The organism is Cellulomonas sp. P1_G12_2, from assembly GCF_056405535.1.
In genome coordinates, this window is sequence record NZ_JBFUBX010000002.1 from 803,281 (window position 1) to 819,296 (window position 16,016).

At 75.5% G+C, this 16,016-nt stretch carries 13 protein-coding genes; 8 read left to right on the forward strand and 5 right to left on the reverse strand.

Annotated elements, in window-relative coordinates; genetic code table 11:
* Positions 1 to 132: 132 nt before the first annotated feature.
* Positions 133 to 861: a ferritin-like fold-containing protein gene (locus tag AC1DXT_RS11860; RefSeq protein ID WP_477061513.1), complete on the forward strand. Its 729-nt coding sequence runs from the start codon at positions 133 to 135 to the stop codon at positions 859 to 861.
* 54 nt (positions 862 to 915) lie between these two features.
* Here the strand turns inward: AC1DXT_RS11860 and AC1DXT_RS11865 are convergent, their stop codons facing one another.
* Both AC1DXT_RS11865 and AC1DXT_RS11870 read right to left on the reverse strand, forming a co-directional pair.
* Entirely contained in the window at positions 916 to 1,146 is a 231-nt protein-coding gene (locus AC1DXT_RS11865; RefSeq protein ID WP_210768092.1) for a DUF3107 domain-containing protein, read from the reverse strand.
* Positions 1,147 to 1,220: 74 nt separating this feature from the next.
* Positions 1,221 to 1,889, reverse strand: a complete 669-nt coding sequence (locus AC1DXT_RS11870) for a TetR/AcrR family transcriptional regulator (protein WP_477061514.1) — start codon at positions 1,887 to 1,889, stop codon at positions 1,221 to 1,223.
* A 47-nt stretch (positions 1,890 to 1,936) separates the two neighbouring features.
* Between AC1DXT_RS11870 and AC1DXT_RS11875 the strand changes: the two genes are divergently transcribed.
* The 3 genes from AC1DXT_RS11875 (at position 1,937) to AC1DXT_RS11885 (ending at position 9,682) form a co-directional block, all read left to right on the forward strand.
* Positions 1,937 to 2,887: a DUF3152 domain-containing protein gene (locus AC1DXT_RS11875; RefSeq protein WP_477061515.1), complete on the forward strand. Its 951-nt coding sequence runs from the start codon at positions 1,937 to 1,939 to the stop codon at positions 2,885 to 2,887.
* A 64-nt stretch (positions 2,888 to 2,951) separates the two neighbouring features.
* The gene (locus tag AC1DXT_RS11880) at positions 2,952 to 6,155 is read left to right on the forward strand and encodes an ATP-dependent helicase (protein WP_477061516.1); all 3,204 of its coding nucleotides are present in this window, start codon (positions 2,952 to 2,954) and stop codon (positions 6,153 to 6,155) included.
* Positions 6,152 to 9,682: a UvrD-helicase domain-containing protein gene (locus AC1DXT_RS11885; protein ID WP_477061517.1), complete on the forward strand. Its 3,531-nt coding sequence runs from the start codon at positions 6,152 to 6,154 to the stop codon at positions 9,680 to 9,682. Before AC1DXT_RS11880 ends, AC1DXT_RS11885 begins: the two co-directional genes overlap by 4 nt.
* 7 nt (positions 9,683 to 9,689) lie before the next feature.
* Here the strand turns inward: AC1DXT_RS11885 and AC1DXT_RS11890 are convergent, their stop codons facing one another.
* Complete coding sequence (locus AC1DXT_RS11890) at positions 9,690 to 10,637, reverse strand: phosphotransferase (protein WP_477061518.1); 948 nt, start codon at positions 10,635 to 10,637, stop codon at positions 9,690 to 9,692.
* A 123-nt stretch (positions 10,638 to 10,760) separates the two neighbouring features.
* Between AC1DXT_RS11890 and nudC the strand changes: the two genes are divergently transcribed.
* Positions 10,761 to 11,747, forward strand: a complete 987-nt coding sequence (gene nudC / locus AC1DXT_RS11895; protein ID WP_477061519.1) for an NAD(+) diphosphatase — start codon at positions 10,761 to 10,763, stop codon at positions 11,745 to 11,747.
* Here the strand turns inward: nudC and AC1DXT_RS11900 are convergent.
* Positions 11,740 to 12,000 (reverse strand): mycoredoxin, encoded by a 261-nt coding sequence (locus AC1DXT_RS11900; RefSeq protein WP_477061520.1) that lies wholly within the window; start codon positions 11,998 to 12,000, stop codon positions 11,740 to 11,742. The two genes, nudC and AC1DXT_RS11900, sit on opposite strands and share 8 nt — an antisense overlap.
* A gap of 155 nt (positions 12,001 to 12,155) precedes the next feature.
* On the opposite strand from AC1DXT_RS11900, the gene AC1DXT_RS11905 reads away from it, so the two are divergent.
* The 3 genes from AC1DXT_RS11905 (at position 12,156) to AC1DXT_RS11915 (ending at position 14,988) form a co-directional block, all read left to right on the forward strand.
* The gene (locus AC1DXT_RS11905) at positions 12,156 to 14,156 is read left to right on the forward strand and encodes an ATP-dependent helicase (protein ID WP_477061521.1); all 2,001 of its coding nucleotides are present in this window, start codon (positions 12,156 to 12,158) and stop codon (positions 14,154 to 14,156) included.
* A 149-nt stretch (positions 14,157 to 14,305) separates the two neighbouring features.
* Positions 14,306 to 14,491, forward strand: a complete 186-nt coding sequence (locus AC1DXT_RS11910) for a hypothetical protein (RefSeq protein WP_477061522.1) — start codon at positions 14,306 to 14,308, stop codon at positions 14,489 to 14,491.
* Positions 14,492 to 14,634: 143 nt separating this feature from the next.
* Positions 14,635 to 14,988, forward strand: coding sequence for a WhiB family transcriptional regulator (locus AC1DXT_RS11915; RefSeq protein WP_477061523.1), 354 nt, complete (start codon positions 14,635 to 14,637; stop codon positions 14,986 to 14,988).
* Positions 14,989 to 14,993: 5 nt separating this feature from the next.
* Here the strand turns inward: AC1DXT_RS11915 and AC1DXT_RS11920 are convergent, their stop codons facing one another.
* On the reverse strand, positions 14,994 to 16,001 hold the full coding sequence (locus AC1DXT_RS11920; RefSeq protein ID WP_477061524.1) for a thiamine biosynthesis protein ThiF: 1,008 nt from the start codon (positions 15,999 to 16,001) through the stop codon (positions 14,994 to 14,996).
* Positions 16,002 to 16,016 lie beyond the last annotated feature (15 nt).

Sequence of the window (16,016 nt, forward strand, 5' to 3'; positions counted from 1 at the left end):
GGCTGCGCGAGAATTGGTGTGATCGTCGAACGAACGGGGATACCGAGACGACCGGGCAACCGAATTACCTGCACAGTCTATCCGACGCCTCCCGCCGGCCGGTCGACGCCCCGCCGGGGCTACGATCCTCGGATGACGACGACGCACGCAGGCACCGGTGCCGAGGCCTCCCCGACCGCGACCGCGGCCCCTCCGGTCGGCTCCCTGGAGCACGCGGACGCCGTGGAGCTGCTCGGACTGGTCGCCCAGCTGGAGCACGTCGCGTTCGCCCGCCTCGCAGCCGACTCGGCCCTCGCGCCGACCATCGAGCAGCGCCTCGAGCTCAGCCGGTTCGCCGCTGCCGCCGTCGAGCGACGGGACCGCGTCCTGGCCCGCATCGCCGAGATCGGCGGGGACCCCGTCGCCGCCGTGCGGGTGTACGGCGACGTGCTCGACGACTTCGACGCCCGCACACCCCCCGGCTCCTGGTGGGAGCGGCTGCTCAAGGCGTACGTCGGGTACGGCGTGGCCGACGACTTCTGCCGGCTGGCCGCGGAGGGCCTGGACGCCGGGTCGCGCACGGTGGTGCTCGAGGTGCTCGACGACGCCTCGCACGCGGAGCTGGCCGTCGCGGAGCTTGACGCGGCGGGGTCGGCGGACGGGGTGCTCACCGCGCGGCTCGCCCTGTGGGGTCGACGCCTGGTCGGCGAGGCGCTCGGGGTGGTGCAGAGGCTGCTCGTCCAGCGTCCGGCCCTGGTCCGGCTCGTCGCACTCGGCTCCGCGAGCCAGGCCGACGCCCCGCCGAACGCCCCGACCAAGCTCTTCGGTGAGCTGACCGCCCAGCACACCCGCCGCATGGCCCGCCTGGGCCTGACCGCCTGACGCACGCGAGAGCCCCGCCCGGACGGATCCGGGCGGGGCTCTCGCGTGCGTCTGTCAGATGTTGCCGAAGCCGACGCGTCCCTTGCTCTCCGAGCCGATCTCGACGTAGCCGAGGCTGGCCGTCGGCACGATGACGCGGCGGCCGCGCACGTCCACCAGCTCGAGGGCCGGCCGGCCGCTCAGTGCGGCGGCCACGGCGGCAGCGACCTCGTCCGGCGTCTGGTCGGACTCGAGGCTGATCTCCCGGGGCAGGTTCTGCACGCCGATGGTGATCTCCACCGTCATCTCCTTCACGTCCTTACTCCACGCTGTGGTTCTCGGGCGGCCTCGGCCGGTGGGCCGTGGCACGTCGTCCGATCCTAGGCGTCCTCGTAGACGAAGTCGGGCCGGATCAGGGCGGACACCCCGCCCCAGGCCAGCTGCGTGACCAGCTCGACGGTCCGTTCAGGCCCCACGTCGCTCGGCTGGCGTAGCCGGTGCGTCGCCGCGCCCTGCGCCATCGCGATCAGGGAGATCGCCAGCATGCCCGCGTCGTCCAGCGACAAGGCTGTGACCTGCGAGAGGACCACGGTGATGCGGCGAGCGGCCTCGGAGGAGGCGTGCTCGACGCGGGCGCGCACGTCGGCGTCGTGCGTGACGTCGGACTCGAAGAGCAGCGCGGAGGACTCTCCTGCGCCCTCGACGAACATGATGTACGCCTTGACGATCGCGGCGATGACGTCACGCCCGTCCCCGCGTCGCACCGGCCCCTGCTCGATGCCGGCCACGGCCTTCTCGACCGCGACCAGCAGGTCGGCGCCGTTCTGGTCGACGACGGCCAGGTACAGGTCGAGCTTGGAGGGGAAGTGGCGGTACAGGACGGGCTTGCTGACCTCGGCGCGGTCCGCGATGTCGTCCATCGAGACGTGGTGGAAGCCCTCGGAGGAGAACAGCTCCTGGGCGACGCGGAGCACCTGGGCGCGGCGCTCGTCGCGCGCCATCCGGGGGCTGCGGTGCCTCGGGGTCGAGTCGTCTGTCCCGTCCGTCATCCCGCGATGGTAGCCACGGGATGTGTCCGGGATGCGACGATGGCTCGGTGACGGCCCCGGAACTGCTCCGGACGGACCAGGGATCGACGCGTGCGTCTCGACGCCCGTCGGTCCCTCGTCGTCGTCCGCGCGCGGGCCACCGCCTCCGCTCCGGCTCCGCGCGGCGCATGCTCCCCGGCCTCGTCGCGGTCGCGCTCGGGCTCACGCTCGGTGCGGGCGGCGGGTTGTGGGCGGTGAGCGCGCCGCGTGCCGCCGCGATGGTCGACGACGTGCTGGGGACCTCGTCCGCCGCCCCGGTCGAACCCGTGGAGCGCATCGGCTCGCAGAGCCGGGCGCTCGGCGAGCGGGCGTCGCTCCTGCCGAACCCCGTGGCGGTCCCGCACGGGATGCTGCCGACGGAGCAGCCGCCGAGCATCGTGGCGCTGCCGCCCGGGCTGACCGCCGCCGACGTGGCCGCGGGCCTCCTGTCGAACGAGATCCCCGAGTCGGGACCGGGCACGCTGAGCGTCGTGCCCGGCACGGACCCGGGGCCCGGCACCGGGACGGTCCGCACGGTGCGCGTGGAGGTCGAGGACGGGCTCGCGGTCGACGGTGCCGCCTTCGCGGCGACGGTGATGGCGACCCTGAACGACCCCCGCGGCTGGGGCGCGGACGGCTCGCTGTCGTTCGCGCGCACCGACGGGGAGGCCGAGCTCCGGGTGGTCCTGGCGTCGCCGTCGACCGTGGACGACCTCTGCGCGCCGCTGCGCACCGGCGGGGAGGTGTCCTGCGGGCGCGACGGCCACGCGGTGCTCAACCTGCGTCGGTGGGTCCTGGCGACCGCGGAGCTGGCGCAGGACAAGGTGATGTACCGGCAGTACCTGGTCAACCACGAGGTCGGCCACCTGCTCGGGCACGGGCACGAGCGGTGCGGCGGCGCGGGCCAGCTGGCGCCCCTGATGCAGCAGCAGTCGTACAAGGCGGCGCCCTGCATCCCGAACGCGTGGCCGTTCCCCTGAGCACCTGAGCACGGTGCGCGGGTCGTGCGCACGGGTGTCGGTGGCTCGTGATGGGATCGACCGCGTGACCAGCTCTCCGCACGCCCTGCGCCTCGTGCGCCCGGCGTTCGCGGACGTCCCCGTCAGCGGCCCGGGGGCTGTCGTGGAGCTGGACCCCGACCAGGCGGCGGCGGTGTCCGCCAGGGACCGCGCGCTGCTCGTGCTCGGCGCGCCCGGCACCGGGAAGACGACGGTCGCGCTCGAGGCGGTCGTGGCGGCGGTCGAGGCGGGGATGTCGCCGGAGGACGTGCTCGTCCTGTCGTCGGGTCGCCGGGCGGCGGCGGACCTGCGGGACCGGCTGTCGGCGCGGCTGCGGCGGACCTCGGGGCGACCGCTCGTGCAGACCGCGGCCGCGGCGGCCTTCTCGGTGCTGCGCGCCCGGGCGTCGCTGCTCGGGGAACCGCCGCCCACGCTCGTCTCCGGGGCCGAGCAGGACCTGCTCATCGGCGACCTGCTGGCCGGGCACGCGGCGGGCGAGGGCGTTCCGCTCGCCTGGCCGCCCGAGGTCCGGCCGGACGTGCTGGGCCTGCGCCCGTTCCGCGACGAGCTGCGCGACCTGCTGATGCGCGCCGCCGAGCGCAGCCTGACCCCCGTCGACCTGGCCGCGCTCGCGGACCAGCACGGTCGGCCCGCGTGGGCCAGCGCCGCGCGGCTGTACGAGGAGTACCTCGACGTGGTGCAGCTGCGCACCGGCACGCCGGACCTGGGCGCCCGCCTCGACCCGGCGGTGGTCGTCGACGAGGCGGCGCAGGCGCTGCTGACCTGGGAGGACGAGGTGCCGGGCACGGTCCGCCCGCGCTGGCGGCTCGTGGTGGTGGACGACCACCAGGAGAGCACGTCGGCGACCGCGCGCCTGCTGCGGGTGCTCGCGGACGACGGTGCGCGCGTGCTGCTCCTGGCGGACCCGGACGCGGCGGTGCAGACGTTCCGGGGCGCGACACCGTCGCTGGTCGGCCGAGCCGGTCTCGACGGTCCGGGACCGGGGGAGCTCGGTGCTCGCACGGTCGTGCTGCGCACCGCGTGGCGGCACGACCCGGAGCTGCGCGACGTCGTCGGCCGGATCGCCGAGCGTGTGGGTGCGGTGGGCGGCGTCCAGCACCGGCGCGCGGTCCCGGCGCGGGCGGGCGGCGGGGAGGTCCGGGTCGCCGTGCTGCCGAGCACTGCGCAGGAAGCGGCCTTCGTCGCGCACGCGCTGCGCAGTGCGCACGTGGAGCGGGGCGTCGCGTGGAGCGAGATGGCGGTCGTCGCCCGCTCGGGGGCACAGGTGACCGCGCTGCGGCGCGCGCTTGCCGAGGCGTCCGTGCCGGTGAGCGTGCTGGGCAGCGACGTCCCGCTTCGCGAGGAGCCGGCTGCGCGGCCCGTGCTGGACGCGATGCGCGTGTGCGTCGGTGCAGCCGCGCTCGACGCCACGACGGCCGCGCGCCTGGCCTGCTCGCCCCTCGGGGGCCTCGACGCCGTGGGTCTGCGGCGCGTCCGTCGTGCCCTGCGCACGCACGAGCTCGCCGCGGGCGGCGGGCGCACCAGCGACGCACTCCTCGTCGAGGCGCTCTCGGGTGACGGTGCGGACGCACTGCCGGCGGCTGCGCGTCCGATCGCCCGGCTCGCCCGCGTCCTGGCCGCGGGGCGCCTGGCCGCGTCGCTCCCCGCCGCCGACGCGCAGACCGTGCTGTGGGCCCTGTGGCGTGCGGCAGAGCAGGCGGAGCCGTGGCGGCGGTCGGCGCTCGCCGGGGGAGCGGCGGGCGAGCGCGCGGACCGGGATCTCGACGCGGTCCTGGCGCTGTTCCGCGCGGCGGAGACGTTCGTCGACCGGATGCCGCGCTCGTCGCCGGCCGCGTTCGTCGACTGGCTCCAGGCGCAGGACCTGCCCTCGGACTCGCTCGCGGCGCGCGCCCGGCGGGCGTCGGTGCAGGTGCTGACCCCGGCGGGAGCGGCCGGCCGGGAGTGGGACGTCGTCGTGGTGGCCGGGGTCCAGGAGGGCTCCTGGCCCGACCTGCGGCTGCGTGACTCCCTCCTGGGCGCGCAGGAGCTCGTCGACCTGGTGGCCGGCCGCGCGGTTCCCGGTACCTCCGACGACGCCGAGTCCGCCGCGGCGGCGCGCGACGCGGTGCTGGCGGACGAGTTGCGCTCCTTCGTGGTGGCGTGCTCGCGTGCCCGTCGCTCGCTCCTGGTCACGGCCGTGGACGACGCCGACCACCAACCGTCGCCCTTCGTCGACCTGGTCGACCCGTCCGACGACGAGGGTGAGACCCGCCGCACCAGCGTCCCCAGCCCGCTCGACCTGCGGGGGCTCGTGGCCCAGCTGCGGGCCCACCTGGAGCAGGCGGCGCTGGACGGTGTCGAGCCGGACCCGGCCGCGGCCCGCACCCTGGCGCGGCTGGCCGCGGCGGACGTCGCCGGTGCCGACCCCGCGCAGTGGCACGGCCTCGCGGAGCCGTCGAGCGAGGCGCCGCTGTGGGAGCCGGACGAGCGCGTGCCGGTCTCTCCGTCCAAGGTGGAGACCGCGCAGCGGTGCGCCCTGCGCTGGGCGCTCGAGGCCGCGGGCGGGACGTCGTCGGCGAGCGGTGGGCAGAGCCTGGGCACCCTGCTGCACGCCATCGCGCAGGAGCACCCGCGCGGCTCCGAGGAGGAGCTGTCCGCGGCGCTCGACCGCCGGTGGGGCGAGCTCGGGCTGGGCTCGGGCTGGCCGGCGCTCGCGACCCGGCGCAAGGCGGACGCGATGGTGCACCGGCTCGCCGTCTACCTGCGGACGGCCGGTGAGCCGCTGCTGGTCGAGGGGTCCTTCGCCGTCGACACCGACCGTGCGTCGCTGCGGGGGTCGGCGGACCGGATCGAGCTCGTGCAGGACGGTCCCGCCGGACCGGTGGTGCGTGTGGTGGACCTGAAGACCGGTGCCAGCCCGCCGAGCGTCGGCAAGGCCGCCGAGAACCCGCAGCTGGGTGCGTACCAGCTGGCGGTCGACGCCGGCGCGTTCGACGGGCTGCCCGAGGGAGCCACGAGCGGGGGCGCGCAGCTGGTCTTCCTCGGCACCGGGGCGACGGCCGTGATCCGGTCCCAGGAGGCGCTCGGGCCGGAGGTCGACGAACCCAGCTGGGCGCGCGCGATGGTCGACCAGGTGGCCGACAAGATGGCCGCCTCGACGTTCCAGGCCACCACCAACGACCTGTGCGACCGCTGCCCCGTGCGGCGCTCGTGCCCGGTCCGTGGCGAGGGCGGACAGGTGGTCGCATGACCCTGTCCGCCGCGCAGATCGCTGCCCTGGTGGGCCAGCCGCCGCCCACGTCCGAGCAGCGTGCCGTGATCGAGGCGCCCCTCGGGCCGTCGCTCGTCGTGGCCGGTGCCGGGTCCGGCAAGACGGAGACCATGGCCGCACGGGTGGTCTGGCTGCTCGCCAACGGCATCGTGGCCCCGGACCAGGTGCTGGGTCTGACGTTCACGCGCAAGGCGGCCGGCGAGCTGGCCGAGCGGGTGCGCAAGCGGCTGCGGACCCTCGCGCGGGCGGCCGCGGCCCAGGGCGTGGTGCTGGGCGGCGAGGTCGACCCCGAGCGCGGTGCGGGCCTGGCGGGCCTGGCGCGGCCGACGATCTCCACCTACAACTCCTACGCGGCGTCGCTGGTGTCGGACCACGCGCTGCGGCTCGGGCTCGACCCGTCGGCGCGGCTGCTGGGGGAGGCGGCGCAGTGGCAGCTGGCGTCCGAGGTGGTCGAGGCGTGGAGCGACGACCTGGACACCGACGCCGCCACGTCGACCGTGATCGAGGCGGTGCTCGCGCTCTCGGGTGCGCTGGACGAGCACCTGCTCGACGCGGGCGGTGCCCGGAGCGGGATCGAGGGCATCATCGAGGCGATCGCGTCGACGCCGGCGGGCTCCCCGCCGCGCGAGCCGTACGCCGAGATCAAGAGACTGCTGCGGTCGCTGGGGGAGCGGGTCCGCGTCCTCGAGCTGGTCGGCGAGTACCGGGCGAGCAAGCGGGCGAGCGACGCGATCGACTTCGGCGACCAGGTCGCCCTGGCCGCGCGGCTCGCCCTCGACGTGCCCGAGGTCGGTGCCGGCGAGCGGCAGCGGTTCCGGGTGGTCCTGCTCGACGAGTACCAGGACACGTCCTACGCGCAGCTGACCCTGCTCGGCGCCCTGTTCGGCGGCGGGCACCCGGTGACCGCGGTGGGCGACCCGCACCAGTCGATCTACGGCTGGCGCGGGGCGAGCGCCGGCGGGCTCGAGGGCTTCCCGACGTCGTTCCCCCGGGTGCACCCGGACGGCTCCCGGTCGCCGGCGGACGTCCACCTGCTGTCCGTCTCGTGGCGCAACGACCGGCTCATCCTCGCGGCCGCCAACCACGTGGCGGCACCGCTGCGAGCGTCGGCCACGCGCGTCGCGGCGCCTGTCCTGGAGGCCCGACCGGGTGCGGGCGAGGGGCACGTCCACGCCCACGTCGCCGAGACGGTCGAGGACGAGGCGCGGGCGGTCGCACAGTTCGTCCGCGACCGCTGGCGGCCCGCCGGACCGGGACGCGACCGGGTCACGGCGGCGGTCCTGTGCCGCAAGCGGTCCCAGTTCGAGACCCTGCGCCGCGCCCTGCGCGATGCGGGGCTCCCGGTCGAGGTCGTCGGGCTCGGGGGGCTGCTCTCCGCGCCCGAGGTGGTCGACCTGGTCGCTCTCCTGCAGGCCGCGCACGACCCGTCCCGCGGCGACGCCCTCATGCGGCTGCTCACGGGGGCGCGCACGCGGCTCGGTGCCGCGGACCTGCACGCGCTCGCGGCGTGGTCCGGCGAGCTCGCGGCGCGCCACGGTGGCGACTCCCGGTCGCGCGGGCGGGCGGCCGCCGTCGCGGGCGACGACGTGGTGGTCGAGGCGGACGCGGTCGACGAGCGCAGCATCGTCGACGCCCTCGACGCGATCACCGAGCTCCCGGTCGACGGCTGGACCAGCCGCGGCGGTCGGACGCTCAGCGCGGTCGGCCGGGCGCGGCTCGCCGACCTGGCGCTGTCCCTGCGTGTGCTCCGGGCGCACACCTACCTGTCCGTGCCGGAGCTGGTGGGCGAGGCGGAGCGGCTCCTCGGGCTCGACATCGAGGTCGCCGCGCGGGCCAGCACGTCGCCGGGCCGCGCGCGGGCACAGCTGGACGCGTTCCGGGACGTGGCCGTGGAGTTCGCCCGGTCTGCCGACCACCCGAACCTGGGCGGCTTCCTCGCGTGGCTCGAGGCCGCCGACTCGCGCGAGAACGGTCTGGACATGCCCGTCTCCGAGCCTGACCCGGACGCGGTGCAGCTCATCACCGTGCACGCGGCCAAGGGCCTCGAGTGGGACGTCGTCGCGGTCGCCGGGCTGGTGGACGGCGGGCTGCCCGCCACGGCGACCCAGGGCAAGGACGGTCCGAAGGACTCGGCGTGGCTGACCGGGCTCGGCTCGCTGCCCTACCCGCTGCGCGGCGACCGCCACGACCTGCCGGTCTTCGCGTACTCCGGGGCCGACGACCCCAAGGAGCTGGAGGAGCGACGCAAGCAGTTCCTGCTCGACGCCGGGGACCACGAGGTCGCCGAGGAGCGCCGGCTGGCCTACGTCGCGCTCACCCGCGCGCGGTCCGACCTGCTGCTCACCGCGGCGTGGTGGGGCGACGGCACCCGGGTCCGCAAGGTCTCGACGTTCCTCACCGAGCTCGCCGACGCCGGTCTGGTGCAGACCGGCGGCTGGGACGAGGCCCCGGACGGCACCGGGACGAATCCGCGCGCCTCGCTGGTGCTCACGGCCACCTGGCCCGCCGACCCGTTCGGCACCGACACCGGGCCGACCCGGCGCGCGCACGTCGAGGAGGCGGCCGCTCGGGTGCGCGCAGCGATGGCCCGGCACACTTCGCGCGGGGCGGACGAGGCCCGGCAGCTGACGGCCGACCCCGCCGACGACCCGCCGGTGCCGGACCAGGAGATCGCCGCGCACCCCTGGGACGTCCTCGCCGAGCGTCTGCTCGCCGAGCGCGAGCGGGCACGCACACCCTCGGGCGAGGTCGAGCTGCCCGCCCACCTGTCCGCCTCCGCGCTGGTCCGGCTCGAGGGCGACCCGGCCGAGTTCGCACAGCACCTGCGCCGCCCGGTGCCGGCCGAGCCGTCGCCGCAGGCCCGCCGCGGTACGCGGTTCCACGCCTGGGTCGAGGGTTGGTACGGCAGCGCCTCCCTGGTGGACGTCGACGCCCTCCCCGGTGCCGACGACGACTCCGCGGTCCTCGACCTGGACGAGCGTCAGCTCCGCGAGGCGTTCCTGGCCACGGAGTGGGCGAACCGCTCCCCGGTCGCGGTCGAGGTGGACATCGAGATATCGGTCGACGGCTACGTGCTGCGCTCGCGGATCGACGCGGTCTTCCCCGACCTGGCGGCCGGCGACGGAGAGCCTGGAGTGGTGGTGGTCGACTGGAAGACGGGTGCTCCGCCGAAGGACGCGGCCGCCCGTGCCTCGCGCGAGCTCCAGCTGGCCGTGTACCGGCTGGCCTGGTCGCGGTGGACCGGTACCCCGCTCGACCGGGTGCGCGCCGCGTTCTGCTACGTCGGTGCGGGCGTGACCGTCTACCCGGAGCGCCTGCTGGACGAGACGGAGATCGCCGAGCTGCTGAGCGCGGCGACCCGCGGTCCGCAGGCTCCGGGAGCCGTCACGCCGCAGGTCAACCGACGCGGCGCGCGGCCCAACACCCCCCACCGCAGCCGTGGGGGCTGGGAGGCGTCGAAGGCGCGACCGCGACCGGCTGCCCCGACCCTGTTCGAGACCGACTGAGTGCCGGTCACGCCATCAGCGGCTCGGCCTCGGCGTCCCGGCCCTCGTGCGTGTGCGCGTCGAGGTCCTCGAGCATGGCGACGGCGTCGTCGATGATCTCCGTGTCCTGGGTGCGCACCCCGTAGAGCAGCCAGCGGGCGAGCGCGAGCTCCCCGGCGAGCAGGGCGCGGTCGACCAGGTGCGGGTCGGTGAGCTCGGTCCGGCGCAGCTGGTACGCCTCCATGACCGAGTCGGTGGCGTCCGGGTGGGCCGCGACGAGCAGCCAGGCGAGATCGTCCGCGGGGTCGGCGACGCAGGCGTCTCCCCAGTGCAGGATCCCGGTGACCTTGTCGCCCTGCACGAGCACGCGGTCGCTGGTGAGGTCGCCGTGCACGACGGTCGGGCGGAAGCGCCACATCGCGACGTCCTCGAGCCGCTCCTCCCAGCGCCGCAGCAGCGCGGGCGGGACCTTCCCGGTGCGGGCGGCCTCGTCGACCTCCGCCTGGCGGCGCTGGCGGTACTCGCCGGCGTCGTACGCGGGCAGGCCGGCGTTCTCGACGATGACGGTGGGCAGCTCGTGCACCGCGGCGATCGCGCGGCCGAGCGACGCGGCGAGGCCCGGGCCCGGAGCGAGGCGCTCGAGCCGCAGCGGGTCGCCGGGGATCTCCGCGTGCACGGCCGCGCGCCCGCCCTCGGGCAGGTGCGCGAAGCCGGCGGGGGCGGGCACGGCGAACGGCAGCTTCCCGCGCTCGGACTCCGCCGCGAGCATGGACAGGAGCACGACCTCGGCCTCGAGGGCCGCACCGGCCGCGGCGTGCTGCGGGGCCCGCACGACCCAGCGGTTGCGGTGGGCGTCGATGACGACCGCCGTGTCGAAGTCGGACCCGGGCTGGGCGGGTCGTCGGACGTCGAAGGCGTCGAGTCCCGGGACGGCGACGGTCGCCAGCGCTGCCAGGGCGAGGGGGGATCGGACCACGCGCCCAGGATAGGCGGGCTGTGCAGCCGTCCCGCCCGAGGCGCTCGGCGTGTTGCGCCCGATTGATCCCGCCGCGCCCGTTTCCGCGAGCCCGGTCGTGGCTCCCCGCGTACGGTGACCGGCGTGATCGTTCCGGATGACCTCCCGCTGTCCCGTGCCGGCATCGACCGGGCAGCGCTGCTGCGCACCGAGGACGGGTTCGTCCGCACGGCCCTCGCCGACCCCGCCACGCGCGTGCTGCTCGTGTGCGACGCCGCCGTGGTCACTGCGGCGGGAGGCCGGACGGTCGCGCTGCTCGACCCCGCGGACGTGGCCCGGCTGCTGCCGGCCGACGACGAGGCCTGGCTGCTGCTCGGCCAGGGCGACGGCGGCGAGGTCTACCTCGCGTGCCGGGTGGCGGACCGCCGGCCCGCGCCCGCGGTGGGGGAGGCGTCCGACGTGCTCGTGCACGCGGCGCCGACCAGCACGGGGCCCGCGATCGCGCCCACGCTGCCCGACGGAATGACCTGGACCGGGCTGCGGGACATCGGCGCGGACCTGTCGGCGGACGAGGCGGGGCTGGCCACGACGGCGGTGGCGCTCGACGCCTGGCACGCCCGGCACCCCCGCTGCCCGCGGTGCGGCGCCGAGACGCGGGTGGCGCAGTCGGGCTGGACGCGGGTGTGCGTGGTCGACGGGTCGGAGCACTACCCGCGGACCGATCCCGCGGTGATCATGGCGGTGGTCGACGCCGACGACCGGATCCTGCTGGGCCACGCGGCCCACTGGCCGGCCGGTCGGTGGTCCACGCTCGCGGGGTTCGTCGAGGCGGGCGAGTCGCTCGAGCACGCGGTCCGGCGCGAGGTCGCGGAGGAGACGGGAGTCGTCGTCGGCGAGGTGTCCTACCGGGGCAGCCAGCCGTGGCCGTTCCCCGCGTCGCTCATGATCGGCTTCCGCGCGCAGGCCGAGTCCACGGACGTGCACGTGGACGGCATCGAGCTCACGGAGGCGCGGTGGTTCTCCCGCGCCGAGCTCGCGGACGCCGTGCGGACCGGCGACGTCATCCCGCCGGGGCGCGCGTCGATCGCGCGGGCGCTGGTCGAGGAGTGGTTCGGGGGACCGCTCAGCTGAGGCGGTCGCGGACCTGCGCGAGCGACGGGTTCGTCGCGGCGGACCCGTCGGGGAACACGATCGTGGGGACCGTCTGGTTGCCACCGTTGAGCGACTCGACGAGCGCGGCCGCGTCGGGGTGCTCCTCGATGTTCACCTCGGTGTAGCCGATGCCCGCGGAGTCCAGCTGCGTCTTGAGCCGGCGGCAGTACCCGCACCAGCTGGTGGAGTACATCGTGAGGGTGCCGGTCTCGGGCAGGGTCTGCGTGGTCATCGGTCCTCGTCGGTCGGGAACTGTGGGCGTCCTAGGCGAGATCGTCGCCCAGGGCAGCAACGTCCGCAAACCCGGAACACTTCCCGGGTCGCTCGAACGGGCGTTGTCCACCGGTCGCGTCGGGGGTGTGGGCCGGTGCTGCGAGACTGTGCCCGATGTCCGCCGAAGCCCTCCTGGACGCCCTCGACCCCGAGCAGCGTGCCGTCGCGACGACCCTGAGGGGACCCGTCCGCGTGCTCGCCGGTGCGGGCACGGGCAAGACCCGGGCGATCACGCACCGCATCGCCTACGGCATCCAGGTGGGGGCCTACCGGCCGGCCAACGTGCTCGCCGTGACGTTCACCGCCCGCGCCGCGGGGGAGATGCGGACCCGGCTGCGGCTGCTGGGCGCGTCCGGTGTCCAGGCCCGGACGTTCCACGCCGCGGCGCTGCGCCAGCTGGGGTTCTTCTGGCCCAAGGTCGTCGGCGGCCCACCGCCCCGGATCCTCGAGCAGAAGGTCAAGCTCGTCGCGCACGCCGCGCAGCTGGTCGGCATCGAGACGGACCGGGAGAGCGTGCGGGACCTGGCGTCCGAGATCGAGTGGGCCAAGGTCTCCCTGGTCACGGCCGACGACTACGCGAAGGCGGCCGCAGCCACCGACCGGCCGGGGCCGGGGGGCATCGATCCGCAGTCCGTCGCGCGGCTCATGGCGGCGTACGAGTCCGCCAAGGACCAGCAGGGCGTCATCGACTTCGAGGACGTGCTCCTCCTGCTCGCGGCCATGCTCGCCGAGCGGCGGGACGTGGCGGACTCGGTCCGGGAGCAGTACCAGCACTTCGTGGTCGACGAGTACCAGGACGTCAGCCCGCTCCAGCAGTACCTCCTCGACATGTGGTTGGGCGGGCGGCAGGAGCTGTGCGTCGTCGGCGACCCGAGCCAGACCATCTACTCGTTCGCCGGCGCCTCCGCCCACCACCTCACGTCGTTCACCGCCACGTACCCGCGCGCCACCACCGTCGAGCTCGTCCGTGACTACCGCTCGACCCCGCAGGTGGTGAGCCTGGCCAACCACGTCATGCACGCGTCGCGCAAGGCGGGCGGACCAGCCCCGCTGGAGCTGCGGGCGCAGCGCGCCGACGGGCCCGACGTCTCCTACGTGACCTACCCGGACGACGACGCGGAGGCGGCCGGTGTCACCGCGGCGATCGCCGAGCTGGTGCGCGGTGGCGTGTCCGCCGCCGACATCGCGGTCCTGTTCCGGACCAACGTGCAGTCCGAGGCGTTCGAGGCGGCCCTGTCCGACCGGGGCATCGCCTACCAGGTCCGGGGGAACGCGCGGTTCTTCGCGCGGGCGGACGTGCGCAAGGCGATGGTCCTGCTGCGCGGTGGTGCGCGGGCGGTGGATCCCGACCTGCCGATGCCGGACGCGGTCCGGGACATCCTGCGCAACGCGGGCTGGACGGAGAACCCGCCGGAGGGCCGCGGCGCGGCGCGCGAACGCTGGGACGCCCTGCAGGCACTCGTGACGCTGGCCGACTCGCTGGCTGCGGCCCCACCGACGGGCAGCGGTCCGCCGACCGTCTCCGACCTGGTCGCCGAGCTCGACGAGCGCGCGTCCGCGCAGCACGCCCCGACGGTCGAGGGCGTGACCCTGGCATCCCTGCACGCGGCCAAGGGCCTCGAGTGGGACGCGGTGTTCCTGGTGGGGCTGTCCGAGGGGCTGCTCCCCACGGTCCAGGCCCAGACGGACGCCGCCCTGGCCGAGGAGCGGCGCCTGCTCTACGTCGGGATCACCCGGGCGCGCGTGCACCTGCACCTGTCGTACTCCCGTGCCCGTCACCCGCGTGCCCGGGCGAGCCGCACCGTCTCGCGGTTCCTCACCGACCTCTGGCCCGACGAGCGCCGCCGCCCGGGTGTGCCGCGGCGCGAGCTCGACGACCGCCAGCAGGCCGTCGTCGACGCCCTCACTGCGTGGCGCGACGCCCACGCGGCCGAGCTGCGCCGCCAGCCGGCGTCGGTCCTGACCAGCGCAACCATCCGCGCGATCGCCGAGCGGTGCCCCGGCACGCTCGAGGAGCTGGGCTCGGTCCGCGGGGTCGGACCGATGACGCTGGCGGACGTCGGCGAGGACGTGCTGGAGACCGTGCGCGCGACAGTCCGCCAGCCCGCCCGTTGAGCCGATCGGGCGATGGCAGAAACTCGTCGAGGAAACTTCGGTTATTCGGTTGTCCGCCCCGCGAGCCCGGTCCTAGTCTGGGCGACGTCCTTGTTGAGGGACCGCGCCGAGAGGTGAGGGTCCGAGCCGGAGAGGGGGTGGGTGCACCGATGAACACAAAGATCCAGACGCCGGACGCTTACGCGTTCCTGCCGCGATCTGTCGCGCCCACCATGTTCCGGTTCCAGGGGATCGCTGCGCCCATCGGCGGCAGCACCCTCGAGCTCACCGGCGGGTCGAAGCGTCGCACGGCGACCGATCCCCGCACGCAGCTGATCCGGACTCCCATGATCTGACCTCGACAGAGGCATCAGGCCGCGGAGTCCGAACTCGGACCCGCGGCCTTTCTGTTTCTCCCGGTTGATCCGGGTGGGACGGGTTGGCAGTCGGTCCGGCACCGACGCAACACGCTCACCAGCAAGGACATCAGGAGGACATCGTGCGGCTCACGACGCTGCTCGACACGGTGAACCAGGGCGGATCCGGCGCGTGGCCCCTCACCGACAGCACTTCGGCGACCGACGACCGCCAGACGTTCGACCAGCTCGTCGCCGACTTCATCCCGTGCCGGGCGGGCGACCCCGAGCTCTGGTTCGCCGAGCGGACGGCCGAGGTCGAGCAGGCCAAGGCCCTCTGCCGGGAGTGCCCGCTGATCGAGGGATGCCTGGCCGGCGCCATCGAGCGCGCCGAGCCGTGGGGCGTCTGGGGCGGCGAGGTGTTCGTCGGTGGTGTGGTGGTCGCGACCAAGCGTGGTCGCGGCCGGCCGAGGAAGAACGCGGCCCCGGCGGCCTGAGGCACTCAGCCCGGCGCGCCCACCAGCGACGCCGGGAGGGCGGTGCACCCACACTCGGGGTGCACCGCCCACGTGCGTCTGCGGGGCACCGCGTCCGGCAGGGCGACCTCGTACGTGACACCGGCGCCCAGGCCGACGAGCCCGTCCAGGTGACCGAGAACGACCGCGGCACCGATCCCCGCGCAGACCGCGGCGGTCACCGCCGGCTCGCTCGGGGTCGCACCCGTCCGCAGCTGGGCGGCCAGCGTCGGCCACGCCTCGTCGGCGTCGCCGCGGTGCAGGTCCAGGCAGCGCAGGCACGGACCGGTGCCCGGCACGACGAGCGGGCCGACGACCGTGTCGGCCTCCCGGACGACGACCCCGAGGTGTGCCGTCGCCCCGGAGACCAGCGCGGGAGCGCGCACGGGGTCGGCCGCTCCGTCCTCCACCAGCACTACGACGTCCGGCCGGCGGTCCGAGACCGTCGAGACGTGCGGCGCCACGTCGCGCAGCAGCCGCGCCGCCACGTGCTCGCGCGCGGACCCGGCGTCCGCCCACCGGTACCCGCAGACGCCGACGTCGGTCGACCGCACAGGACGCTCGTCGTCGAGCAGCAGGGTGCCGACGCCCGCGGCCGCCAAGCCGACGGCGACGCCCAGCCCGGTCGGCCCCAGCCCGAGGACGGCGACCACCCGATCCGCCCGTGCCCGGACGAGACGGCTGCCGTCCCCGTCGGGCCGCAGCAGGGACCACACGTCCGCGTCGACCGCCACCGGCCCGCGCAGGACGGCTGCGGGCGGCCGCGCGTCGGTGAGCTGCGCGTCGACGAGCACAGCCACTAGCGCGAGGGCGCACTCGGCATCGGCCGCGCGCGCGACGAGCTCGGTCAGGTCCGTCCGAGGGTCCACCGACATCAGGAGGTCCGCGTCCCCGGGGGTGAGGTCCGTCAGGCGGACGGCCCAGCGCGGGTCGGTGCCCACCTGGACCTCGGTGGTGGTGCGTCGCAGCACCCGCAGCCCGGCACGCAGTCGCATGGGTCCCCTCTCGGC